The sequence below is a fragment of the Providencia sp. PROV109 genome, from assembly GCF_033681625.1.
GTDB classification, from domain to species: domain Bacteria; phylum Pseudomonadota; class Gammaproteobacteria; order Enterobacterales; family Enterobacteriaceae; genus Providencia; species Providencia hangzhouensis.
Genome location: NZ_CP096320.1, coordinates 3,477,005 through 3,500,425, shown reverse-complemented (window position 1 = coordinate 3,500,425; position 23,421 = coordinate 3,477,005). Strand labels below are relative to the sequence as shown.

At 43.3% G+C, this 23,421-nt stretch carries 37 protein-coding genes and 1 pseudogene; 36 read left to right on the top strand and 2 right to left on the bottom strand.

Translation table 11 applies throughout. The features are described from left to right. Window positions 1-331: 331 nt before the first annotated feature. On the bottom strand, window positions 332-1,060 hold the full coding sequence (locus M1F25_RS16225) for a helix-turn-helix transcriptional regulator (protein ID WP_036965334.1): 729 nt from the start codon (window positions 1,058-1,060) through the stop codon (window positions 332-334). Window positions 1,061-1,178: 118 nt separating this feature from the next. Here M1F25_RS16225 and M1F25_RS16220 point away from each other — a divergent pair, with 118 nt between their 5' ends. From M1F25_RS16220 to M1F25_RS16185, 8 genes are all read left to right on the top strand, one after another. Then, the gene (locus M1F25_RS16220; protein ID WP_036965331.1) at window positions 1,179-1,409 is read left to right on the top strand and encodes an antirepressor; all 231 of its coding nucleotides are present in this window, start codon (window positions 1,179-1,181) and stop codon (window positions 1,407-1,409) included. 107 nt (window positions 1,410-1,516) lie between these two features. Continuing rightward, window positions 1,517-1,843 carry a hypothetical protein gene (locus M1F25_RS16215; protein WP_181488424.1) on the top strand — a complete coding sequence of 109 codons (327 nt, stop codon included), beginning with the start codon at window positions 1,517-1,519 and terminating at the stop codon, window positions 1,841-1,843. A 66-nt stretch (window positions 1,844-1,909) separates the two neighbouring features. After that, a complete protein-coding gene (locus M1F25_RS16210; protein ID WP_181488422.1) occupies window positions 1,910-2,941 on the top strand; it encodes an HNH endonuclease in 1,032 nt (343 codons plus the stop codon). A gap of 3 nt (window positions 2,942-2,944) precedes the next feature. Then, on the top strand, window positions 2,945-3,799 hold the full coding sequence (locus M1F25_RS16205) for an ATP-binding protein (RefSeq protein WP_181488420.1): 855 nt from the start codon (window positions 2,945-2,947) through the stop codon (window positions 3,797-3,799). Window positions 3,800-3,824: 25 nt separating this feature from the next. Next, window positions 3,825-4,028 (top strand): hypothetical protein, encoded by a 204-nt coding sequence (locus M1F25_RS16200; protein ID WP_181488418.1) that lies wholly within the window; start codon window positions 3,825-3,827, stop codon window positions 4,026-4,028. 10 nt (window positions 4,029-4,038) lie between these two features. Next, window positions 4,039-4,329, top strand: coding sequence for a hypothetical protein (locus M1F25_RS16195; RefSeq protein ID WP_069367913.1), 291 nt, complete (start codon window positions 4,039-4,041; stop codon window positions 4,327-4,329). Then, a complete protein-coding gene (locus M1F25_RS16190; protein ID WP_181488416.1) occupies window positions 4,329-4,577 on the top strand; it encodes a hypothetical protein in 249 nt (82 codons plus the stop codon). Before M1F25_RS16195 ends, M1F25_RS16190 begins: the two co-directional genes overlap by 1 nt. After that, on the top strand, window positions 4,577-4,846 hold the full coding sequence (locus M1F25_RS16185) for a hypothetical protein (RefSeq protein WP_181488414.1): 270 nt from the start codon (window positions 4,577-4,579) through the stop codon (window positions 4,844-4,846). Before M1F25_RS16190 ends, M1F25_RS16185 begins: the two co-directional genes overlap by 1 nt. Window positions 4,847-4,888: 42 nt before the next feature. Here M1F25_RS16185 and M1F25_RS16180 read toward each other — a convergent pair whose 3' ends face one another. Continuing rightward, a complete protein-coding gene (locus M1F25_RS16180; protein ID WP_181488412.1) occupies window positions 4,889-5,551 on the bottom strand; it encodes a DUF4145 domain-containing protein in 663 nt (220 codons plus the stop codon). Here M1F25_RS16180 and M1F25_RS16175 point away from each other — a divergent pair. The 28 genes and pseudogenes from M1F25_RS16175 to M1F25_RS16040 all read left to right on the top strand — a co-directional run bounded on the left by M1F25_RS16175 (window position 5,550) and on the right by M1F25_RS16040 (window position 23,391). After that, window positions 5,550-5,753, top strand: a complete 204-nt coding sequence (locus tag M1F25_RS16175; protein ID WP_181488410.1) for a hypothetical protein — start codon at window positions 5,550-5,552, stop codon at window positions 5,751-5,753. The two genes, M1F25_RS16180 and M1F25_RS16175, sit on opposite strands and share 2 nt — an antisense overlap. Then, complete coding sequence (locus tag M1F25_RS16170) at window positions 5,753-5,944, top strand: Lar family restriction alleviation protein (RefSeq protein WP_181488408.1); 192 nt, start codon at window positions 5,753-5,755, stop codon at window positions 5,942-5,944. Before M1F25_RS16175 ends, M1F25_RS16170 begins: the two co-directional genes overlap by 1 nt. Window positions 5,945-6,177: 233 nt before the next feature. Beyond that, window positions 6,178-6,651 (top strand): recombination protein NinB, encoded by a 474-nt coding sequence (locus tag M1F25_RS16165; protein WP_181488406.1) that lies wholly within the window; start codon window positions 6,178-6,180, stop codon window positions 6,649-6,651. Continuing rightward, window positions 6,648-7,085, top strand: coding sequence for a hypothetical protein (locus tag M1F25_RS16160; protein WP_181488404.1), 438 nt, complete (start codon window positions 6,648-6,650; stop codon window positions 7,083-7,085). The genes M1F25_RS16165 and M1F25_RS16160 overlap by 4 nt, the downstream gene beginning before the upstream one ends. Window positions 7,086-7,206: 121 nt before the next feature. Then, entirely contained in the window at window positions 7,207-7,581 is a 375-nt protein-coding gene (locus M1F25_RS16155; protein ID WP_181488402.1) for a hypothetical protein, read from the top strand. A gap of 61 nt (window positions 7,582-7,642) precedes the next feature. After that, complete coding sequence (locus tag M1F25_RS16150) at window positions 7,643-7,828, top strand: hypothetical protein (RefSeq protein ID WP_282560025.1); 186 nt, start codon at window positions 7,643-7,645, stop codon at window positions 7,826-7,828. Further along, window positions 7,829-8,287 (top strand): hypothetical protein, encoded by a 459-nt coding sequence (locus M1F25_RS16145; protein WP_181488400.1) that lies wholly within the window; start codon window positions 7,829-7,831, stop codon window positions 8,285-8,287. Beyond that, entirely contained in the window at window positions 8,284-8,568 is a 285-nt protein-coding gene (locus M1F25_RS16140; RefSeq protein WP_140180799.1) for a hypothetical protein, read from the top strand. Before M1F25_RS16145 ends, M1F25_RS16140 begins: the two co-directional genes overlap by 4 nt. Before the next feature lie 3 nt (window positions 8,569-8,571). Then, window positions 8,572-8,955, top strand: a complete 384-nt coding sequence (locus tag M1F25_RS16135; protein ID WP_181488398.1) for an antiterminator Q family protein — start codon at window positions 8,572-8,574, stop codon at window positions 8,953-8,955. Window positions 8,956-9,400: 445 nt separating this feature from the next. Beyond that, a complete protein-coding gene (locus M1F25_RS16130; RefSeq protein WP_232368692.1) occupies window positions 9,401-9,760 on the top strand; it encodes a phage holin family protein in 360 nt (119 codons plus the stop codon). Beyond that, entirely contained in the window at window positions 9,753-10,112 is a 360-nt protein-coding gene (locus M1F25_RS16125; protein ID WP_181488396.1) for a D-Ala-D-Ala carboxypeptidase family metallohydrolase, read from the top strand. The genes M1F25_RS16130 and M1F25_RS16125 overlap by 8 nt, the downstream gene beginning before the upstream one ends. After that, window positions 10,097-10,486, top strand: a complete 390-nt coding sequence (locus M1F25_RS16120; protein ID WP_250690673.1) for a hypothetical protein — start codon at window positions 10,097-10,099, stop codon at window positions 10,484-10,486. Before M1F25_RS16125 ends, M1F25_RS16120 begins: the two co-directional genes overlap by 16 nt. A gap of 580 nt (window positions 10,487-11,066) precedes the next feature. Further along, the gene (locus M1F25_RS16115; RefSeq protein WP_181488392.1) at window positions 11,067-11,753 is read left to right on the top strand and encodes a Rha family transcriptional regulator; all 687 of its coding nucleotides are present in this window, start codon (window positions 11,067-11,069) and stop codon (window positions 11,751-11,753) included. A gap of 459 nt (window positions 11,754-12,212) precedes the next feature. Further along, complete coding sequence (locus M1F25_RS16110; protein WP_140171644.1) at window positions 12,213-12,473, top strand: DUF2560 family protein; 261 nt, start codon at window positions 12,213-12,215, stop codon at window positions 12,471-12,473. Between the two features lie 54 nt (window positions 12,474-12,527). Beyond that, window positions 12,528-12,959: a terminase small subunit gene (locus M1F25_RS16105; RefSeq protein ID WP_181488390.1), complete on the top strand. Its 432-nt coding sequence runs from the start codon at window positions 12,528-12,530 to the stop codon at window positions 12,957-12,959. Further along, complete coding sequence (locus M1F25_RS16100; protein WP_181488388.1) at window positions 12,946-14,421, top strand: DNA-packaging protein; 1,476 nt, start codon at window positions 12,946-12,948, stop codon at window positions 14,419-14,421. Before M1F25_RS16105 ends, M1F25_RS16100 begins: the two co-directional genes overlap by 14 nt. 3 nt (window positions 14,422-14,424) lie before the next feature. Continuing rightward, a complete protein-coding gene (locus tag M1F25_RS16095; RefSeq protein ID WP_318836631.1) occupies window positions 14,425-15,801 on the top strand; it encodes an anti-CBASS protein Acb1 family protein in 1,377 nt (458 codons plus the stop codon). Beyond that, window positions 15,737-16,666: a phage minor head protein gene (locus tag M1F25_RS16090; protein ID WP_181488382.1), complete on the top strand. Its 930-nt coding sequence runs from the start codon at window positions 15,737-15,739 to the stop codon at window positions 16,664-16,666. The genes M1F25_RS16095 and M1F25_RS16090 overlap by 65 nt, the downstream gene beginning before the upstream one ends. A gap of 2 nt (window positions 16,667-16,668) precedes the next feature. Continuing rightward, the gene (locus M1F25_RS16085) at window positions 16,669-17,943 is read left to right on the top strand and encodes a hypothetical protein (protein WP_181488380.1); all 1,275 of its coding nucleotides are present in this window, start codon (window positions 16,669-16,671) and stop codon (window positions 17,941-17,943) included. Then, entirely contained in the window at window positions 17,943-18,380 is a 438-nt protein-coding gene (locus M1F25_RS16080) for a hypothetical protein (RefSeq protein ID WP_181488378.1), read from the top strand. Before M1F25_RS16085 ends, M1F25_RS16080 begins: the two co-directional genes overlap by 1 nt. Before the next feature lie 15 nt (window positions 18,381-18,395). Beyond that, window positions 18,396-19,490 carry a major capsid protein gene (locus tag M1F25_RS16075; RefSeq protein ID WP_181488377.1) on the top strand — a complete coding sequence of 365 codons (1,095 nt, stop codon included), beginning with the start codon at window positions 18,396-18,398 and terminating at the stop codon, window positions 19,488-19,490. Window positions 19,491-19,500: 10 nt separating this feature from the next. Then, complete coding sequence (locus tag M1F25_RS16070; RefSeq protein WP_232368691.1) at window positions 19,501-19,758, top strand: hypothetical protein; 258 nt, start codon at window positions 19,501-19,503, stop codon at window positions 19,756-19,758. 57 nt (window positions 19,759-19,815) lie between these two features. Continuing rightward, window positions 19,816-20,088: pseudogene (locus M1F25_RS16065) on the top strand (hypothetical protein); the annotation flags it as partial. A gap of 74 nt (window positions 20,089-20,162) precedes the next feature. Beyond that, window positions 20,163-21,331 (top strand): IS3 family transposase gene (locus tag M1F25_RS16060; protein ID WP_094963266.1). Its coding sequence is split into 2 segments (ribosomal slippage): window positions 20,163-20,412 and window positions 20,412-21,331, totalling 1,170 coding nucleotides; the frame shifts between segments, so codons are not numbered across the junction. A gap of 135 nt (window positions 21,332-21,466) precedes the next feature. Then, the gene (locus tag M1F25_RS16055) at window positions 21,467-21,835 is read left to right on the top strand and encodes a hypothetical protein (protein ID WP_181488373.1); all 369 of its coding nucleotides are present in this window, start codon (window positions 21,467-21,469) and stop codon (window positions 21,833-21,835) included. A 1-nt stretch (window position 21,836) separates the two neighbouring features. Further along, window positions 21,837-22,277 (top strand): hypothetical protein, encoded by a 441-nt coding sequence (locus tag M1F25_RS16050; protein ID WP_181488371.1) that lies wholly within the window; start codon window positions 21,837-21,839, stop codon window positions 22,275-22,277. Further along, a complete protein-coding gene (locus M1F25_RS16045) occupies window positions 22,274-22,651 on the top strand; it encodes a hypothetical protein (protein ID WP_181488369.1) in 378 nt (125 codons plus the stop codon). The genes M1F25_RS16050 and M1F25_RS16045 overlap by 4 nt, the downstream gene beginning before the upstream one ends. A gap of 14 nt (window positions 22,652-22,665) precedes the next feature. Next, window positions 22,666-23,391 carry a phage tail tube protein gene (locus M1F25_RS16040; protein WP_140171656.1) on the top strand — a complete coding sequence of 242 codons (726 nt, stop codon included), beginning with the start codon at window positions 22,666-22,668 and terminating at the stop codon, window positions 23,389-23,391. Window positions 23,392-23,421 lie beyond the last annotated feature (30 nt).

The following is a 23,421-nucleotide window of genomic DNA, read 5'->3' as shown; positions in this document are numbered from 1 at the left end:
TCAGCGCTAACCAATTCGCACTTAACGTCTCAGCGCATCAGCCTGCGCATTCACCAATCCCAAAGCTAACTTCACTTTGGCCTCCCGTTTGCAAGGAGGAAGCTAAATTATTAAAGAGCATGAATGGTTTTGATAAATTATAGCTCCATTCGATGAGTTAAATTTAGCGTAATGATAAATTAAGGTCAATAGCAATTTGATAAATAATTTATCATTTACTGGTAAATTATGATTAAGTTATTGATTGTTGGATAAATTGATTTGGTAAATAATTTAGCAGAAATAAAAAAGCCAGCTCTGATGGCTGGCTTGATGTGAATAATGTTCGTTTTTAACCTAGTCTGGTGTAGTTCATTTCCCACTTACCGACGACAAACCCCTCGATTCTAAATTGGCTTTCGTTGGATTCGTTGATTTCCCATTTTTGATAAACTGAGTTATCACTAATGACTATCATCTTGTCGCCTAGAAGTTGAAGCCTCTTTATGTGTGATGCATCCATGAATGTAAATGCATAAATTCCGTCACTGATAAACCTATTCACAGTCTTATCAATTACTACTAACGATCCCGGGTCGATAGTACCTAACATACTGTCACCAACAGCGGTAACAATGCCTAGTGATGATGCTTTTCTACCACCAAACATTCTTTTAGCATGCTCAGGCTCTAGCTCCACAGCTCTTACGACATCAGGATAATCATGATTCAAGCTGCCACCTCCACAACTGTATTCTAGATCTAACAGTTCAATCCTGTACGTATGATCAGTACCTTTATCGGAGATGTTTTGCAAGATATATCTATCGTTGCTGTGATTTTCGTTCTTACTTTCTGCCTGTAGGGTGTCCATCCAGCCATTAGGCAGAGACAGTGAATCCTCAATTTTCCTAGCTAAAACATCACCAATGTTTCGCACTTCCTTGTCACTGGTAAGTTGACTTAGCTGAGCGGCAGGCATGCCTAGCTTGTCTGCAAATTGAGCTTTGTTATAACCAGATGAGAGATATTCGCTCATAAGGGCACGCAAATTAGCGCGTCTTATATCTTTATTTTCCATTCCCTAATGCTCACATTTTTTACCAAAATGATAAATATGCAAATTGATAAATCTTGCTTGCTAAATATTTATCATTACGATAAACTTTGATTAATTTGTAACAACAAAGGTAAATACAATGAGCAACGAATTACTCCGATGGAGAAAAGAAGCCAGTCAAGATGACTGGGTGCTCCTTGCTCAGCTTGCAGGGACGAGTGTTGGTTACTTGAACCAGATCGCTTACGGCAACCGCCGAGCGTCACCTGAAAAAGCTGGCGATATTGAGGAAGCAACAAAGCAGTTTAAGTACCAAGAAGTAAAAAAAGAAGCATTGGTTTTCGCCCAATTAAAAACGAATGCAGCCTAGCACTAAATCGCTCTTTAACATCTTATCCGCTCTCCTTGCAAACGGGAGAAAACTTAACTCACAGGATCGTGAGCAACGGGCTAACTACGTCAAAAGGAATTTAACAAATGGACTACGCAACAACACGCAAAAACTTCAATCAATTCGTATCAAATCATCTAATCGCTACGGCATTACAAGCATTGAGAGCTAAGTCTCAGTCTGTAGTGGCCAAAACATTAGGTGTCCATGACTCAACCATTCTACGCAGAACTGACAAATTTCCTGAGCTATGCGAAACGCTGGCAGCTTCGGGGATTAAAGATTTTGTGCTGGAAGGTGAGAGAAAAATATCTGAGGAAGAATATCGCTTTTTGTGGAAACAAATCGGCGAGCTTTCTTTGATGAGAACAAAAGAAAACGCCCCAGCTGCTGGAACAGTCGAGGCGCATTAGTAAATCATTCACGGGAGTAATTATACATGAATATTAATTACACAACAAATCGATATGGAGGCTTAAATGGCTAGAGCACGCAATATTAAGCCAGGTTTTTTCACAAACGACGATCTGGCTGAATGCGACCCTTACGCTCGCATTCTTTTTGTCGGTCTATGGACAATCGCTGACAGAGAAGGGCGGTTAGAAGACAGACCCAAGAAAATAAAAGTCCTAACTTTGCCATTTGATGATGTAAATATTGACAGTCTTCTTACTACATTAAGTCAGAAAGGCTTCATTAATAGATACCAAGTTGAAGGCCAAGAATATATTCAAATAGTAAATTGGGCTAAACATCAAAACCCACATCATAAAGAAATCGCATCTGTCATTCCTGCGCCAACAGATCATAAAGATACAGTTTGTGAAGGATATATACCACTAAGCAACACTATTCGAGACAGAATAAAAGAACGCGATGGAATGAAATGCAATTATTGTGGGGATACCGATGAATTACAGGTCGACCACATCACTCCTATTTCAAAAGGCGGAAATAGCACAGATGATAATTTACAGATTCTTTGTAAGAAATGTAATGTGTTGAAATCTAATCATTTAGTTAACCATGAAGCAAGCATGAATCAAGGTAAACTCATACTTGCTTCAAGCATGAGTCAAGCACGAGCTAATGAAATCGCTTCTTGTCCCACTGATTCCCTTAACCTGATTCCTGATTCCCTTAACCTGATTCCCTATAACACCCAAGCCGAAAACACGGCTTGTCCTGGCGATGAAAAAAAATCATCAAACAATGTTCAACCGATAGCAAAAAAATATGCATTCGAGGGACAGATTATTCGACTCAATCAAAAAGACTTCGATACCTGGAAGGGATTATTTCCAAATATTGATCTGGTTGCAGAGTTAACACGTTTAGACCTGGAGTTCGAGAAGGACAAACCTAAGAACTGGTTTAGCACAGCAAGCGCGAAGCTGAACTACCAGAACAAAAACGCCAAACCTACCTGGTCGCCTAACAAGCGAGTAGCCAGTGAGAACTTTGGATCCAAGGATTATGGACAAACGGATATACCAACATGGGTGAATTAAATTATGAACCTGACAGAAAGAATTCAAGAAATCGAGAAGCACCTGGCAGAGATTGATAAACAACCTGCTGAAATACCAAACACAGAAATTCATTACCTGGATATCGAATGTGAAACTCATGGAACATACCAGGCTAGGAAGCGAGTAAGTACAAGTGGGTTAAAACTAGCATCCCGACCATCACCATGCCCCAAGTGTCTGCTTGAAGAGCTAGAAAAGTTAAGGGCTGAAAAGCAGCAAAGTGACGAGCGTGGCAAAAAACGCCTTATCGAAAAGCTCCTGGCTGATCTGAATATCCCTGAACGTTTTATTCCATGCACCCTGGAGAATTACGAGCCAGTTAACCAGGATGCAGCTAGAAATCTAAGTGTTTGCAAAGCGTATGCAAACAAGTGGACGGATAGATTACGGCAGGGTGGCGGGTTGGTTATGTGTGGCAAGCCTGGTACTGGTAAAAATCATCTAGCCCTGGCTATTGCCCGACATGTGATTGAGCAATACCAGGATTCTGCGCTATTCACAACCGCATTACGGATTGCCAGAAAGTTCAAATCAACCTGGAGTAAAAACGCGACCGAAACCGAGTCAGATGTTATTCGAATCTATACCAACCCTGATTTACTGATAATCGATGAAGTAGGTGTTCAATTCGGGTCTGAAGCTGAAAAGCTGATCTTGTTTGAAATCATCAACACCAGGTATGAGCGAATGAAACCAACCATTCTAATCAGCAACCAAACCAGGGAAGAACTAGGCGCGTTTATCGGAGAACGGGTCATTGACCGTATGAGTGACGGTGGCGGTTGTACATTGGCTTTCACCTGGGATAGTTACCGATCACGCAAGCAAGCAGCCTAACACACCAAATCATAAGGACTTCTAGATGAATTTATTAAAAAGCACAGTCACCAAGGTATTAGGTGATCCGGTTCGCCATACCTACAAAAGCGATGATGGAACAGAAAATGAATATTATCTAACACCAGTTGAGAGTGATTGCTGGGGTGATATTTCTAACACGAAAGTGATGACAAATACTCTTGAGCAAGCCAAGAAAATTAAAGTCGGCTACGAGTGGGAATCGTGAGGAGTTAGCAATGAAAACCAAGCAAACTAAGATGGAGCTAGTCGCATACCAAAAGGATGACGACAAGAAAGTTAAAACCTATCAGTTGCTTCACTACAACGAAAAAACACGCCTGGAGCAGAAAATAAAAGTAACCAAAAGACAGGCACTTCATGGCTGGGAAGTTAGTTTGAATTTGGACGATTTCCCTAGACTAGAAACTGAAACTGAGGCTTTGCTGAAATACGCAGACTGGCTAGAACGCATGGGAATAGCAATACGCAGAGAAGCCAAGCGGGCAATTAAGCGAGGTGTTGAGTGATGAAATGGTATGAGGAAGCACTTGTAAAAGTATTTAGTAACACCGCACTGATGTTTCTATTTCAACTTATCGTTTGGGGTCTAGCGTCACTCATGATGGTGATGGAGAAATTAAGTAAATTTAATTTCAGCGCTTACCTAGAATCATTGCCAATAGTGGTCATTCATGCGGGGTTGATGACGCTCCTCATCAGGCTAGTATTCAAAATTCACACTAAAAATATTGATATTAATCATAGAGGTGAGTGATGAAAGGAACAACGTTAACAGAGCTGAACAAAGCCTACTTGCGACAAGGGAGATTTATAGCGGGTAGATACATTCATGCGAACGTTAAATACTTCAGACAAAGAACAGACGCAATTTTCTTTGAACACGAGCTAGCAGCTGATAAGCACAGACCACGCGGCAAAGCATATTTGCGATTAATGGAAATCGAGAATTTAGCCAACACAATGAAGTTTCAAGCGTTGCAAGAAAAAATTCGCCAGATGGAGGCATCTAATGCAGGGAACTAATTGGGTTAAGGTGAAAGCAATTATCACCTCAACCTAGTTTTATTAAATTGAGTCTTTTTCTTCTTGTCGTTTTTTAATCATCTCAGGCAAGGTAAAGGAGTACATTAGAAATACCTCGGTAAACCCTAGTATCTGTTTCGCTTCCTCTTTCGTAAATTCTTCGTCAGAGTGAATCGCACCGTTTGAATCAATTCTTACGATGTGAGCCCAATCTTTCATCTGTTCAGTTATTTTCCCCTTAGAAAATAGCATGGTGATACGCTTGGATAATTTTTCATCCCTAGCTTCATCACCCATGAGTATTTTAGTTGCAATATCCATGACCTTTCTGCAATTCATTACACAAGTTTCATATCTACCACGTTGAAAGTCATCTTTTGATTCAATAAAAAATTTAGCAGCTCGGTCGGGAGTATTATCAGGAGCGGTGTTCCCGTTAACTTTAGGGATTATGCCAATCAATAAAAATTTAGGGTCGTCCGAAGGAAGGCTCATTCCAGATGTTCTACCTCCGGCTGTATGAAATGGGCCATACGAAGTATTACTTCTAACAACGGCAATCCCTGAGTTGTGGCAACTTCGACACATGAAAGATACATCGAAAAAAGGTTCGTCATCACCTTTTTGTTGTTCACCGAAAGCTTCTAACACTGCATTTTCTCTAAGGCAGTGCGGACAAGTTTGATTAAAAAAGAGCTTACCCATGAATACACTAACTCCATTATTAAATGATATTTCAATAATTCTTAACAGTTCAGATAGACCTGAATTTACCTTAATTCAACGTTACGAAATAGCCTCATCATCGCAAAAGTCAGAATTTGTTATAGCACTGGTAGGTAAACTTATTGAGCAGGATAGGAGGCTAAAGGCTTTGCCACTCCCACCAATGCCAGAGGGTGAATAATGAACGAACTCAAGAAATGCCCGTTTTGCAATAACGATTTGTTAGATGAGAAATCAGCAGCACCAAATTTTAAATATATTCGCTGCCCTAGGTGTGGGATGGCAGGCGCTTATGGATTATCAAGCGAACAAGCTATTCACTTTTGGAACACTCTGCCGAGAGAGTCTAGCAGTATGGAACAGGAGAGCTAACAGTGAGTGATCCAATAACATTGATGTACAAAATCAGCATGAACCTATTTTGTGGTTTAGGATTTGCAATGGCATTTATCATGCTGAAGGTATTTGACGGGGATAATAATTGGTTTGTTATCACGATGAAGGTCATATCAGCAGCCGCGATAATCCTCTGGTTAATATCTATGGCTTACATTTGTTTTTTCTTATTCAACAACGTGTTTCTAAAAAATTGAATAGGGGGTTAAATGTCACTAAAGACATACTATCTCAGTAGCAAAAACATCAGACAAAACGCCATCGAAGCAATACAAAACCTACCAATAGATTCAGCCAAACCCTACGAAGTAAAACTTTCCGAACCTAAACGAACCAAAGCACAAAATGACCGCATGTGGGCAACTCTTACTGATTTGTCTGAACAGGTCATATGGCATGGTCAAAGGTACGATAAAGAGGATTGGAAGGACTTAATCACTGTACTTAATAAGCAAGTCAATGGAGGGGCTCAACGGTCGGCTGTCGGGCTAGGTGGCGGCATTGTTTATTTTGGTGAACGCACTAGCAAAATGCGAGTAAGGAAAATAGCGGATGTTATCGAATGTGCTCACTGGTTTGGTTCACAAAATGGCGTGAAATTCAGTGATGATGCAAGGCGAGAATTAGAGTGGGCTCAACGCATCGGTGACAAACAGAAACTCAAGGAGCAGCAAGAGAGATGACACATGATGAACTATGCGAGATAGCAGTTAAATTTCTTCGCAAAAATGGCTTTGAAATCGTGTTCGATGACAAGCTGAAATCTGTTAACTGCTCAGGCGAACAGCCCGACGCGATTGGATTTAGGAGTAGCGTGAGTTGTTTAATTGAAGCGAAAGTGAGTCGTTCTGATTTTCTAGCTGACAAGAAGAAGCGATTTAGGATAAACCCAGAACTCGGCATGGGAGACTGGCGTTTTTTCATATCACCGCCTGACATTATCAGTATTGACGATTTGCCGAAAGGATGGGGGTTGCTTCACGTAGTAGGAAAGACAGTGAAGAAGGTTCATAAATGGCCTAGCAACTGTCTGTGGATTAGTGAGAAGCCGTTTAAATCAGACAAACAAGCTGAGTGCAATCATTTGTATAGTGCGTTACGGAGAATGAATAAATGACACCTCAAGAAAAACTAAAGCAACTAGATGAACGTTTAGATGAAGTGCATAAGCTAGTTATTTATCTAAATGAGTGCCGCAGGGAGTTAATAAATCGTCACAATCTAAACAAGGAGAAGTTATGACTCAGCAAGGTAAGAACGCGATTGAAATAATCAAAGCGGTTAGAGAGCTTGAATATTTCACCACAAAACAAGTGCAAAACATAACAGGAATCCCTTACTCAACGGCAAGTTACATTATCAGCCTAATGCGTAAATTTGCGGCTGTGTCGGTTGTAGGGAAAAGCAAAGGTACATTGAAATATAAAATATCACCTGATGCTGTGCAGATTGTTAAGCGTGAATTTACCGAAGTTTTCAAGCCAGAACCTAAAAAAATAGACGATGAAATAGTAGGTCGTGGAATGGTCTATGTCGAAAAGGCCAATGTGCAGGGTATGGGTAGCAGGCTCTTAAAACGCATGGATTCTTTACTTAGTGGGGTGAGGGTATGATTAGAACTCGACACGTAATTCTATTCTTTTCTATTGTCACTTTAGCGATGGGGTTTATGGGATGAGCGGATTATTAGTAACCCACTTTGTATTACTAGCCTGGGCTATTGGTGTCACGCAACATAAAGTTGATGAAGGTGGCTGGTCTGAGTTATTCAGGACGAGCGTTATCTTAGGTATAGCAATATGGCCAATATGGCTGCCATTTTACTGTGCATATTGGCTGTATAAAAAATTGAGGGCATAAATGGCACTAAAACGCGATAAATACGATATTGTATTTTCGCAGTTAGTCAGGGAACGAACAGATTACGAATGCGACTACTGCGGAAGACACTTTAGACACGAACCTTCAAAACTTCACTGCTCCCACTTCAAATCACGACGACACAAAGCAACTCGATACCATCCTCTTAATGCCTTCTCACACTGTGCTGGCTGTCACCGAAAACTAGGCGAAGACCCACACGAATTCAATGCTCACGCCGTTATCACTTACAGCGAGATGACTATTGATAGCGTGGCTCGTTTAGCTGGAACGGCTGTGAAGTTAAAACCGTGGCAGATGGATGATTTATACCAGCACATGAAAGTTGAGCTTAAACGGCTTCAGGAGCTACGTAGTGAGGGCGTAACAGGTCGGATTGAGTTCACGCTGCCTGATTGGTATCAGCACGGCATAACTTATCAGATGGGGGATATATGAAGGCTGAGATAACAACCATTCCAGAATTACTCATCAAAACGTATGGAAATATGGCAGAAGTTTCTAGATATCTAGGATGCTATCGAGCGACGGTAAAAAAATACTCAAAAGATGTTAACGCTGAAGGTCATGTAGTTATCAATGGTCGCCTAATGACAATATATAAAACAAGAGTGAATGGCACTTCCAGTCTCGCCAAAGAATTAGATAGTGCCGTTTCTATTGTTAAGTGTATTAAACCCGAAGCTGACTGCAAAAGCTCGCAAATTAACACGAGGTGAACAATGCGTGATATTCAACAAGTGTTAGAGCGCTGGGGAGCATGGGCGGCTGATAATACAGAATCAGTACAATGGTATTCTGTAGCGGCTGGGTTCAGTAGTTTAATTCCAAGCAAGGTGAAGTCACGAGATCAGTGCTGCGAAGATGATGCAATGATCATCTCTGAATGTATGGCGCAGCTAAATAGAAAAGATAGCGAAATGCATGATCTGCTACTCGATTATTATCTGTTTGGTATGACATTCATTCAGTTGGCTAAAAAGCATAAATGCTCTGACACTCACATTGGTAAAAAATTACAGAAAGCAGAGGGGCAAATTGATGGAATGTTGATGTGGTTGGATGTCACTTTGGAAATGGATAAATATGTAGAGATAATTCATTAAATTGCTTTACGATCGTAAAATAGCTGATATTGTGATAAGAGTGACAACAACGTCAGCAGCTTATAGAGCCTCACTTCGGTGGGCTTTGTTGTATAAATATCTCAGTAAATCGCAATCAATCGTGACGGGAAACTATCATTAGCAGAAATGCCGACATTGCGGATGAGTAATAATAGTGCCCCTCATAACCTCTACGCAGGACGGAGAAATCTGGTTTGCGATACGTTTGGGGCTTTCTATTTTGGTTCCCTCATCAATGAGGATAGCATAACGTAACTATTTGAAAACGTTATCGTACGTAAATTTCTTAAGTCAAATTTCAAGAGGTCGCCTAGTGCGGCCTTTTTTCGTATGCGCCGCCACAGAATCACTACTATCACTCACTTTCACTGAGCGTCTGTGTGCGGCTATCTATTAACTAAATTCCTCCTGTGGGGAGGTGGGTATGAAACGTATGCCAGAAAAATTCGAATGGTGGGAGCAGATTCTACGCTGGCTGCAATCGGTACTCCCACTACTTGGCGGATTCACTATCGCTACAACCATCGCTTACATTCGAGAAAAGCAGGCTGGCTCACAATGGAAGAGGGCGCTTGGTGAAGCGGTTATGTGCGGCTTACTTAGCGTTGGCACCATTCGGTTTATAGATTGGTGGTTATCACGCAGTGGTGATGCTGGGTCATGGGCTTTACTTGCTGAGTTCTGCGGAGTTGTTATCGGCTTTCTAGGAACGAAGAAATTGTATGCGCTGTTTGAAGGTGCGGTGAAGATAGTAAAAGTTAAATTTGGAGTTAGAGATGAGTAAATTAAGTGAACATTTCGATAGTAAAGAGTTTGCATGTAAGGATGGGTGTGGTGCAAATCAAGTCGAACTAAAGTTGGTTGAAATACTTGAAGGTGTTCGCTCTCACTTCGGTAAACCAGTAATTATTGTCAGCGGTCGTCGCTGTGCTAAACACAACAGTAAAGTAGGTGGCACTCCTAAGTCTCAGCACTTATTAGGTACAGCGGCAGATATCAAGGTTAATGGTGTGACGCCGAAAGTTGTCGCTGATTATCTTGAATCTCAGTTTCCTGATAGCTACGGCATTGGTCGCTATAAAACATTCACACATATTGATGTGAGAGGATATAAAGCACGATGGGGCAGCAATTAAGCATACTAACCAAAGCGTTAATGGCTGCTTGTGCAATCTTATTATTCTGGCTTATCTGGGTTATGAATGACTTTGATAAGTTACAGGTTAAATTTGACAAAAAGTCTAACGAACTATCTGCAAGCCAACTACTAAACAAAGTAACCCAATCAGCTATCGCTCTTCACTATCAAGTATCACTCGACAACATCAAAGCAAAGCAATTAGAGGACTCAGAACATGTCAAAGTTAAGGCTGTTATCAAAACAGTACTCAAAGACAATGAGTGCGCTAATACTGCTGTGCCCGATGATGTTATTAGCGAGCTGCGGAAATACAAAAGAGATATTGATTCCCGTTCAGCCAGTACCGATACCAGCGCAATTAACCGCTGATTGTCCTCAGCCCGATATTCCTGAGAATGTTGATTGGGGCGATATGCCGCAGCTGCTAGTTGATGCGATGAACTCAATAGCAAAGTGCAACTTGGACAAGAAAGCAATACGGGAAATTGAACAACAAAGAAATGCCCCAGATATCGGGGCGAAGCGAGAATAATAGTTCATGAATGTAACGCAACTATACGTTAATCGTGAATGACCACAACCTTAAAAAGGTAGTAATCTCAAACGGATATTACAAATATGAACCTCCAATTAGGGGGCTTTTTAATGGCAAAAAAATAGCCCCTGATGTTGAGGCTTAAAAGTGTAGGAATATATATGAAGTTAATAACTTAGCGATGTAATAACCATACCCCTCTTAATGTTACGTTACGAAAGTAAAGTTAAAAGAAAGTTACATTTATTCAAGTTTTGTAATCAGTAGTACGCATTTCACCCTGTGCCACGCTCGGCACATACACACCAAAGAACCTTTCAGGATAAGCCTTGAGGATAACCAGTAGTGGTTTGGTTAACCCTCTTTGGGCTGGTTACTCCTGAGCGCAAGGTTTATCTCTAAAAGGAACTAACTATGTCTTTAGTGGAAATTAAAAAATTTGATTTATTGACTAGCTCCTCTGCAATCGCCGATGGAGTTAAAAAGAAACACAAAACAGTAATTCAACTTGTTCGCCATTATGTCGATGATTTAAATGAATTCGGAAGGGTGGCATTTGAAATGCGATCCTTTGATACAGACGGTGGACGACAAAAGCAGCAAGTAGCACTACTTAATGAACATCAGGCAACATTGTTAATTACATACATGCGTAACAATGATGTAGTCAGGGCATTCAAGAAAAGACTTGTTTCTGAATTCTTCAAGATGCGTTCTGCTTTAGCTGCCAAAAAGTTAGATAGAAATACGTCAAGATTGGAATATAAGCCAATGACCGATGCGGTCAAAAAGGCGAGAGAGGAACAAGGCAAGACTATTTCACCTCACCATTTTAGTAATGAAGCAGACTTAATTAATCGCATTGTGCTTGGTATGACGTCTGCTAAGTTTCGTGTACATAACGAAATAGGAAAGAAAGAGCCTATCCGTGATTACTTAACACCAGAACAAATACATTGCGTAACTGAATTGCAAAGAGCCAATACAGTGTTTATCTCAATGGGATGGAACTTTGAACAACGAAAGGAAGAATTAACTAAGTTGTTTAATAAAAACCATAAGCAACCGCTACTAGAAGAAATGCACAGGCTGGCAGCATAAGGATATCACCATGAAAATAAATACAACTGGACTAACAACGGGTCAATCTTTCGCAATTTTAGCAGTATGCATGATCGCCGCGCTATCAATAAGTTTCTTCGTGTCATGGTGCTTGCTGCATATTTGGAATTGGTTTGCTGATTCAGCAGGGTTCGATTTGGCAATAAGTATCAACTGGGGAACTGTGGTTGGGCTATCAGTAATTCTATGGGTTCTTAAGTCGATATTTGGCAAGAAGGAATAGGTCGCTCAGCGGCCTTTTTTATTGGGTGGAATATGAAAACAGGAACATTGGAACTACAAATTTCAGTGAAATTTAAATGGTGGGTCAATCCATACATATCCACCCTGAAATTATTTTGCCTAACGCTTGGTATTGAGCCCAACTACGACAAGGTAGGTGAGTTCATTGCTAAGCATGGGCTGATTACAACGAAACACATAACAACAAGGTAAATTATGACTACTGAACTAACAGCAAAAGAGAAAATCCGCTTAGGTTTACTTAAGCTAACAGGCAATAACACCGCAGCAACCGCAAAGGCGATTAAGCTCATCAATGACGACCAGCTTGAATATGAGCTATTTGTTCAACTGTGGGGCAACAACAACGGTAACTTTGATAATGGGTCCGTCGATTTACTAACTAAAGTCGACACTATCTATCAACGAGTGCAGGAAACAAAGAAAACGTTATTCAACGATGAAGTAGCAGAATAACCAATCACAAAGCTCATCATGGTGGGCTTTTTAATTTGTTATGAGGATATGAATATGGCACTGACAATAAAGCAAGAGGCTTTCTGTCAGGCATACATAGAGAATAAAGGTAATGCTTCGGAGGCATACCGAACTGCGTATGCCACTGGAAAGATGAAAGCTACATCTATCAACTCCAAAGCCTATGAACTGTTAAACAACGGTGAGATTACGGTGAGGATTGCAGAGCTTCAGCAAGAACACAGGGATAAGCATGATGTAACGGTGGCTAGTTTGTTAGAAGAGCTAGAAGAGGCTAGAAAGGCCGCTTTGTCAGCCGAGACCCCACAATCGTCCGCAGCCGTTGCTGCTACAATGGGCAAGGCCAAACTCACTGGGCTGGATAAACAAATAGTTGAACTAACAGGCAAGAATGGCGGCGCTGTTCAGGTTGTTTCAATGTCACCTGACGATATTAAAAGGGTGATGGAAAATGACGATTGCTGATGACCTGATTAGAGCAAAGATGTGTGAGACTGACGGATTGTACTTCTCTCGATACTTCTTCAAGCAGCGCACTGGCGGCAAAATGATTGTCGCACCTCATCACCATGCAATACAGGACGCGCTTGATAGGGTTATTAGCGGCGAAATCACACGGTTAATAATCAATGTTCCTCCAGGCTATACAAAAACAGAGCTCGCAACTATCAACATGATGGGGCGAGGAATGGCGATAAATAACCGCGCCCGTTTCATGCATCTTTCATACTCCCATAACTTAGCATTACTTAATTCATCGACAACTCGAAGTATGGTTAAGTCACAGGCGTTTCAATCTATGTGGCCAATGACTTTACGCGATGATGCAGATAGTAAGGCTATGTGGTGGAATGAGTTTGGCGGCGGTGTATATGCTTCATCAGCCGCAGGTCAGGTAACAGGTTTTCGAGCTGGTCACATGGAATCAGGATGGCAGGGCGCATTAGTTATCGATGACCCAGTTAAGCCCGATGATGCATATAGTGAGACCGTTCGTGATGGTGTAAATAATCGATTCAACGAAACAATCAAATCACGATTGGCTATCGAAACCACACCAATGATTGTGATTATGCAACGCATTCATTACCACGATTTAAGCGGCTATCTATTGCGCGGTGGCTCTGGTGAGAAGTGGCATCACCTTTACTTACCCGTAGTCATTGATAATTCACAATCGTATCAAGAGTTATTCCCTGAAAACACTCACGCCATACCTATTGAGCATGGCCTCGATGATGGCTGGTTGTGGGAATTCAAGCACAATGAATCACACAGAACGGCTTTAGAGTCACACCGCAGAACATTTGAAGCGCAGTATATGCAGCGACCTCGCAGATTTAATGAGGAAGGCGCGCTGTGGAATGAGCAAATGATTAATGCGGCTCGTGAGCTGAACATCATAGAGCCATTAGCTCGAACGGTAGTAGCCATTGACCCGCAAGCGACAAACTCAGACGAGAGTGATGAAAGTGGAATTGCAGTGGCTAGCGCATATGGCGGTGGTGATAAACGCCAATTCACAGTCGATGGTGATTACAGCGGCAAATACTCTCCGAATGGTTGGGCGACGAAAGCGATATGGGCCTATGAACATCATAAGGCTGACGCGATAGTGATTGAAACCAACCAAGGTGGCGATATGGCTGAAGACACCCTGAAGAATGCAGGTTTCAAAGGCCGTATTATCCGCATCCATGCCAGTAAGGGTAAGTTTGCCAGAGCTGAGCCAATATCAGCCTTATATGCACAGGGCAGAGTTGGACACAGAGGTAACTTATTCACACTGGAAAACCAGATGATGGAATACGTACCGCAAACAGCCAAGAGGTCACCCGACAGAATGGACGCCACAGTTTATGCATTGACTGAGCTGAGTGAGCCAGTATCAATCGGAATGATGATCCCCAAACGGTTACTGAGGTAATACATGACCGACAAATTACAATTAGCCGTCAATCATGCGATGAATGACGCGATATCTCGTGCTCGTATGGCCTTGGTTAATCCGACTATGGGGATTGATGCCAAGCGCGAATCAGCGTGGTGCGAGTACGGATTTAAACAAACTCTGACATTCAGTGATTTATATAACCTGTTTAGACGTGGTGGCATCGCTTACGGCGGGGTAACAAAACTTACTGGAACTTGCTGGAAAACGTCACCTCAAGTTATCGAAGGTGACAAAGCAGATAAATCTAAGGAAGAAACCTCGTGGGAAGGCAAATTTAAAAAGCAAGTAACTAAGCGTATATGGCGAGAATTTAAAGAAGCAGACCAACGTCGATTAGTTGGTAGATATGCAGGGCTGATACTTCACATTAATGATGGAGGAAAATGGCACGAGCAAGTTAAAGCTTCTAAATTACTCAAAAAGGTTACTCCTGCATGGGCTAGTGCTATCAAACCTACTGAGTGGGTGACAGATATTAATTCGCCTGACTACGGTCAACCCAAGATGTGGCAATACACTGAGTCACTACCCAATGGTGGCACTAGGAATATCAATATTCATCCTGATCGCGTTTTCATTCTTGGTGATTACTCCATTGATGCCATTGGTTTCCTTGAGCCAGCCTACAACGCATTTGTAAGCCTTGAGAAAGTCGAAGGTGGTTCTGGTGAATCATTCCTCAAGAATGCCGCCAGACAGTTAAATATTAACTTTGCCGAAACCATCGACTTTAACAACTTAGCCGCCATGTACGGGGTGAGCGTTAATGAGCTTCAAGAGAAATTCAATGAAGCTACAAGAGAGATTAACAGGGGGAACGATGTAACTTTGGTCACGCAAGGTGCTACGGCTACCCCGTTGGTTAGCCCAGTTGCTGACCCGACACCAACCTATAACGTTAACTTACAGACTGCCGCAGCCGCTTTAGATATTCCATCAAAAATACTTGTCGGTATGCAAACAGGTGAAAGAGCCAGCACTGAAGACCAGAAGTATTTCAATTCACGATGTCAGTCACGTAGGGAAAGTGAGCTTTCATTCGAGGTGGAAGACTTTATTGACCACTTAACACGAATCAAAGTGCTAGAGCCCGTGCCAGAGAAAACGGTTATTTGGGATGACCTGAACGAGCAATCAGCTACTGAGAAGCTTGATAGTGCTGAGAAGATGAGCCGTATTAATCAGGCATCACTAGCAACGGGTGAGCCTGTATTTACGGTTGAGGAAATTAGAACAGCAGCAGGGCCCGACTACGAAACTGATAATAAGCCACCGCTAGGTGAATTCGATGAAAATCCAGAAGATACGAACCGCGATAAGAGCAGGAACGAAAGCCGATCCGACAGCGGTTGATAAATTAGAGCGCGGAGCAATGAAAGCCTTTGCCAAGCGCATTAAAAAAGTATCACAAGGCTACATACAGCTACTCAATAGAATACCATCCGAGCCTGTAGTTAATAAAAAATACCAATTCGACCTAGACCCTAACTATCTTTCAATCATCTTGAGAGACGGTGAGCTCATGGTTGATGAGGTGTTATTGCAGGGTGGTGAATTCAATAACTTCTTTTTCAATGAGTACGTCAGCACAGCATATGAACGAGGAACAGCGCAGGAGTATGCAAACTTAGCGCTGCAATCGACAACATATGCCGCAACACAACAAAGCGTGGCAACAATATTACTCAGTGAGCCTTATCAGCTTCGCATGGCATTGGTTCGCGCTCGTGTGTTTGAGGAAATGAAAGGGCTGTCAGCACAAGTCAAAGCAGATATGGCGCGCATTCTTACCGATGGTATAGCGAGGGGGCTAAATCCTCGTGAGGTTGCTAGAAATCTGAATGAGCAATCAGGTATCGAAATTCGCCGTGCTAATCGAGTGGCCAGAACGGAAATTACCACAGCACTACGTAGGGCAAGAATGGATGAGGCTGACGAAGCTAGCGAAGTTCTCAATCTTGATACTCGACAGGTCCACATATCAGCACTGAGCCCAACAACTCGACCTAATCATGCATCACGTCACGGAAAAATATTTACCACTGACGAGCAGCGCGATTGGTGGGCTAGAGATGGTAATTCAATCAACTGCAAGTGTTCGACAGTGACCATTCTGACCGACAAAGAAGGTAGGCCGTATAACGATACGTTACTCAATAAACTGAAAGAGGAAAAAGAAGCCATGAAAGAACGTGGTTACCAATGGGCGGAGGAATAACGATGCCGATTCAAGTAAACGTCACGACTAAGGTTAACAGCGCATCAATCAGGCGTGAAACCTATAACGGTCGTGAGCACATCATCATCCCGAGTTACACACTGCCAGCAAACGTCATAATGAAAGGCGGCTTATATCCAAGCACAGAAATCGATGCTCACTACAGAGGCCTAGAAGGCACTCTAGCGCCACTTGGTCACCCAACGGTAAATGGTGAGTTCGTATCAGCATTATCCGCTGAGGGTATCAATCAGGGGCATATAGGCGCATGGAATCGTAATGTTGCGAAAGTTGGCAATCGGATTTATGTCGAAAAGTGGATTGATGTAAACAAAGCTAAAGAATCTGAAGGTGGCCGCCAAGTTTTGGCAAGAGTGGAAGCGCTGGAAAGCGGCGAAAGTTCAGAGCCAATTCATACCAGTGTAGCTGTTTTCTTGGAGCAACTTGAAGCCAACGAAGAGCAGAAAGCACAAGGCTATAACTGGATTGCAAAAATCCACAGCATGGACCATGACGCAATCTTGCTTCATGAATCTGGCGCAGCAACACCAACTCAAGGCGTCGGAATGATGGTCAACGCTGACCAAGCAACCGAAATGCAAGTCAACAACGGCGCGCTTACTGGCGAAACCTATCGCGAGAAAGAGCACAAGTTAACAATGGCGGCTCGCAAGCAGTTTGCTACTGGTGACGAATATGTATGGGTATCTGATTTCACTGATACACACGCAGTCATCATGGTAGATAACGGCACGGCTAAATTACATTCCTACACTAACGAAGATGGCGTTATCACATTTGACATTCAAGGCGAAGAAGTAGAGCGCCAAGAGTCGTGGGTGAAAGTGGTAACAAACAAACTTAAATCGGTATTCAGTAAACCGCAGGCAAGCCCTGCAATCAATAACAGCACGGAGGGCGACATGCCTTTAACTCAAGAAGAAAAGAAAGACTTAGTAGGCGATATCACACAAGCATTAGCGGCAAATTTTGCTGAGCAATTAAAGCCAATCAATGAAAAGGTTGATGCGCTTCAAGTTAACCATCAGAAGTTAGAAGAATCACTAACCGCTAACCAACGCGCTGAAGAAACAGAAATGCGCAAAGAGGTAGCGGCTAAATATGGCGAAGTGGTTGCAAATTCACTACAAGGCCAAGCGTTAATCGACATGCACAAGCAACTCGGTGAAACAGCGTCATTAGCTGGCAACTCAGTCACACAGCAAGAGCAAGTTGGCGCACCAAACCCAGCGGAATACTTTAAAGGAGCTCAATAATGGCTACTAGTCGTTACCGCCGTGTAAATCTTGACGGCAAATCAATTACAGAAACTCGCGCAGCAAAGGCGAATGTGTTGCCCGGTACTTTCGTAGTTATTGATGCAAATGATGAGTTTGTTCAAGCTACAGCATTAACAGGTCGCATTTACATCACCAATCCTGCATATCACCAAGGTCTGACAATTCGTGATGCGATTCCAGCTGGTGACTCTGCTGTCGGTGAGTATGTGGAAGAAGGTCGAGAGCTTGCTTTGTTGGTTCCTGCTGGCACTTACAAAAAAGACTCACCGATTAAATTTGGTGCGGATGGTCAAGGTGCTTTGGCAACTGCTGATACCGACTTGGTTATTGGCTACAGCCAAGATGAAGTAACTCTGTCTAGCGCGGATTTCATTCGAGTTCGCTTCCGTGTTGGCACTGTTGCCGCTGCATAATTAAAAGGAAAAACTATGTTTTATACTGCTGAAACTTTAGCAACAAATAGCCGGCTGCAACGTCAGTGGGAAGGGCTGTGGGCGACACGTAATATTTACAACACGCAGCATAATCTGATGATTAACCAGTATCAGAACGTGATGGACGGTGAAACGTTAGCGGCAAACCAAGTTGGCGGCTTCACTCGTGAATTTTGGGCTGAAATTGACCGTAACATTATCCAGCTCCGCGACCAAGAAACAGGCATGGAAATCGTCAATGATTTAATGGGCCTGCAAACTGTGTTGCCTATTGGTAAAACCGCCAAGCTGTATAATGTGGTTGGTGATATTGCTGACGATGTGTCAATCAGTATCGATGGTCAAGCGCCATACTCACATGACCACACTGAATACGGTTCAGACGGTGACCCAATTCCAGTGTTTACTGCTGGTTATGGTGTTAACTGGCGTCATGCGGCAGGTTTAAGCACAGTGGGGATCGACTTAGTGTTGGATTCTCAAACCGCGAAGATGCGCCAATTCAACAAGAAGATTGTTAATTACTTCCTGAATGGTGATGACAAAATCAGCGTTGATGGCTACAAAGGTCAGGGTCTGAAGAACCATCGCAACACAGCGAAGATTGACTTAGGCACTTCAGGTGCAGGTATCGATTTAACCACAGCAGATTTACCGGCACTGTTAGCATTCTTTGGCTTCAAAGGTGCATTTGGTCAGACTGCTTACAATAACAAAGTAGATGTTTACGATGTTATGTGGGTGAGCTATGAGGCATGGGGTAACTTGATTAAGCCTACAGTAGTTGCGGTTGGTGCAGGTGCAGGTAATAGCGTAGTGAATGGCCGTGTTATCGATACATTGCTACCCTATGCTGGCGTGAAAGAAATCCGACCGACTTACGCGCTTAAAGGCTCTGAGTTCATTGCGTATCAGCGCCGCAAAGATGTGGTGACTCCTTTAGTTGGTATGGCGACAGGGGTTGTTCCTAAGCCTCGCTTTATGCCGCAGGATAACTACAACTTCCAAATCATGAGCGCGGCAGGTCTGCAAATCACTCGTGATGGTGAAGGTAAATCTGGTGTGGTTTATGGTGCGAAACTGAGCTAAGGAGATAAAAATGGCTAAGTATGAAGTTATTATCCCTTGGCATGGTGTTATTAAGGGGCAGGTAGTTGAATTTGAAGAGTTGCATCCAGTGTTAAAGCCAAATGTACGCTTGCTGTCCTATGAAGCTAGTGCGGCACTAACACCCTCAATTGAGCAATCTAAAAAGCCAACTAAGAAAGAAGTAATCGAAAAACTCACTGAATTAGGTATTGAGTTTGATGAGAAAGCCAAGGTCGATGAGCTAATTGCTCTGCTTCCAGAAGAATAGCCGCGAAAGCGGTTTTTTTTATGCCCTCGAGAGGGGGCTTTGCTTTGTGAGGTAATCATGATCACAAAAGAGCAAGCCAAAGAATACCTGACGGGGCAGGGAATAGAGTTACCTGATTTTATTCTCGACGCGTTGATTGAGCAGGTCGGTAGTATTCAGGAATGCCTTGATAAGCATTACCCAGCGGCAACCGCACTATTGATTCAGATGTATTTGCTTGCGCTCATGGCACTTGGTCAGGGTGATAAGTATATCAGCTCGCAATCAGCCCCTAACGGTGCGTCACGGTCATTTCGGTATCAATCCTTTGGTGATAGATGGAAAGCGGCTACTGTAGTGGTTTAATAAATTTGGCCACCTGAACAGAGGTGATATGCTCACCTCAGAACAACACAGGTGCCTTAATGAAAAAACGAAATTTCAGTGCAGAATTCAGACGTGAATCAGCCCAGCTGGTTGTGGATCAGAACTATACAGTTGCAGATGCCGCGAAAGCCATGAATATCGGGCTTTCCACCTTGACGCGGTGGGTAAAGCAATTACGGGACGAACGGGCAGGCAAAACACCGAAAGCATCCCCTATCACGCCGGAACAAATTGAGATACGTGAGCTGAAGAAAAAAATTCAACGTATTGAAATGGAAAACGAAATATTAAAAAAGGCTACCGCGCTCTTGATGTCAGACTCCCTGAACAGGTCTCGGTGATCGGGAAACTCAGAGCGCATTATCCTGTGGCCACTCTTTGCTGCGTGTTCGGAGTTCACCGCAGCAGCTATAGATACCGGGAAAACCGGCCTGACAATCCGGACGGCAGGAGAGCCGTATTACGTAGTCAGGTTCAGGAGCTGCACGGCCTCAGTCATGGCTCAGCAGGTGCAAGAAGTATCGCTGTAATGGCAACACACAGGGGCTTCCGGATGGGACGATGGCTTGCCGGACGGCTAATGAAGGAGATGGGGCTGGTGAGCTGTCAGCAGCCTGTTCACCGGTATAAACGTGGCGGTCATGAACACATTGCTATCCCGAACCACCTTGAGCGACAGTTCGCAGTGACAGAGCCCAATCAGGTATGGTGCGGCGACGTAACGTATATCTGGACCGGTAAACGCTGGGCATACCTGGCCGTTGTACTCGACCTGTTCGCAAGGAAACCCGTGGGCTGGGCAATGTCATTTTCTCCGGACAGCAAACTGACAACCAAAGCGCTGAAAATGGCATGGGAAATACGAAATAAGCCATCCGGGCTCATGTTCCACAGTGATCAGGGTAGCCACTATACAAGCAGGCAGTTCCGACAGTTACTGTGGCGATACCGGATAAAACAAAGTATGAGTAGGCGTGGTAACTGCTGGGATAACAGCCCGATGGAGCGCTTCTTCAGAAGTCTGAAAAATGAGTGGGTGCCGGTGACCGGCTACATCAGCTTCAGTGAAGCAGCCCATGCAATAACGGATTATATCGTCGGGTATTACAGCGAAGTCAGGCCGCATGAATATAACGGTGGATTACCACCAAACGAATCAGAAAACCAATACCGGAAAAACTCTAAAACCGTGGCCAATTTTAGTTGACCACTACACTACATCGCTTCTACGTGGATTAGATAAGCACGGATGCGCTAATGGCCTAATTCCATCTGACCCGACCCAAACAGCGCATGCTGGATTGTGGATAGCTAAAGGTGGCTGTATGTGTGGAGGTGGTCGATGAGCGCTACCGCTAACTGGTCCTATACCGCACTAGCAACAATTTACCCTGTCATTCGTGGCGGTGGTAAATGGGATGACACAATCACCTATGGCACACCATATCTTATCGACTGCACATGGCAATCAAGCAATGAAGTTGTGAAAGACGATATGGGGAAAGAGTTCGTCACCAATAACGTTTTTTACACTGAGCTGAAGCGTAACGGTGTAGATGTACAAAAGCCAGAACGCGGCTTCTACATTGCCAAAGGTGATACCACTTCTCAATCTGACCCGAGAGTCGCAGGAGCTGACATTATCATCACGGTTAAAGAAGATGATATGAGCTTTTTCGGTGAAGAGTTCGATTATGAGATAAGGACGTGATATGGGCGTAAAAGTCAAAGGTATCAGGCGAGTCAGAGGGAATATCAATAGCGAATTAGAGCTTATTGCTACACAGCGAACAGCCCGAGTTATGCAAGAGATATCTATCACTGGTGCGGCTTATGCCGCTGCAATTACCCCTATCGACACATCCAATCTCATCAACAGTCAGTATCGACAATTGCAGAGAATACCTAGCGGTTATGAGGCCAGAGTCGGTTATTCAGCAAACTATGCCGCAGCGGTTAGTCAGATGAAAGGTAAGCTTAAAGGTCAGCCAAGAGAAGATTTTGGAAAGACTAGAAGCGGTGTCTCATTTGGCGGCGGTACTGGTAAGGGGCGATATTGGGACCCTAACGCAGAGCCTGATTTTTTACGCAAAGGTTTTGAAAACGCAGCGCCAGAAATACAGGAAATCATTAAACGAGGCTACAAGATATGAAGCCTAGTGATATTTACAGCGAAATTACTGAGTGGCTGGAGGTTAATCACTTCTCTGAAGGGTTCGATGTTCAGTATCGATTTTGGAAAGATGGTCAGCAACTAGACAAGTTTATCGTCATTCAGCGAATGGGTGGCGCTAAGCCAGAGGAGGCTATAACACGCGATTCCTACCGAATGCTGCTTATATCTGAAGTCGATGGCGGTCAATCAGCACTTGAAGACCTAGCTTTTAGTATTAGAGAAGCATTAATCCGAGACCATAAAATCGGATGCATGACCTATGTAGAGCCAATCGGCGGTATCAACCAATCAATGAGCGACAGAAATCGCTTAGTCCTCGAAATCAATTTCAACACAATAATCTCACGATAACGGAGTAAATAAACATGGCATGTGAATCAGGTGCATTCACAGGGCGCGACGTCGTTGTATTTTATGCAATTGCGTGTCCTGAGAACAAACCATCACCAATGGACTACGGTCGCCTTGGTATGATGCGCGGAAAGTCGTCTGCTACTGAATGGGAAACGGTAGACGCAACGGGCGATATGTCGCCACAAAATACACAGGAAAGCTTAGTTTCGTATAAAAACGTCACTTTCTCGGGTGATGGCGTATCTCGTAAAGAGTCTTTGTACGGTCAAAAAGAGCTTAAGCGCCACGTTAACAACCCTGAAACTACATCAGGTCAACCTTACGTATGGTTCAAGATTGTTAGCCCTACAGATATCACAGAAGGCTGTTTCTTAGTGACTAGCTGGAGTGATGAATATCCACACGATGACGTAGCTACTTGGTCTATTGAAGCCAATAGCGCAGGTGGTGTCGATATCCGTGATATTCCAGAAGAAATCGTAATCACCAAGCAGCCAGTAGACCAGACCTTAACTGTAGGCCAAACGCTAACTTTATCTGTGGAAGCTAAATCCACCGATGGCTCAGCGCTAACTTACCAGTGGAAGAAAGGTAACAGTAATGTGTCTGGCGGTACTGCTGCGACATTCACTAAACAGGCAACGGTTGCGGGTGATGCAGGGGAATACACTTGCGTTATCACTTCAACTTCTGCGGGCAGTGTTACTTCAAGTCAAGCAACAGTCACCATTTCTTAATCTAAGGGGCGCAAGCCCCTCTATTGAGGT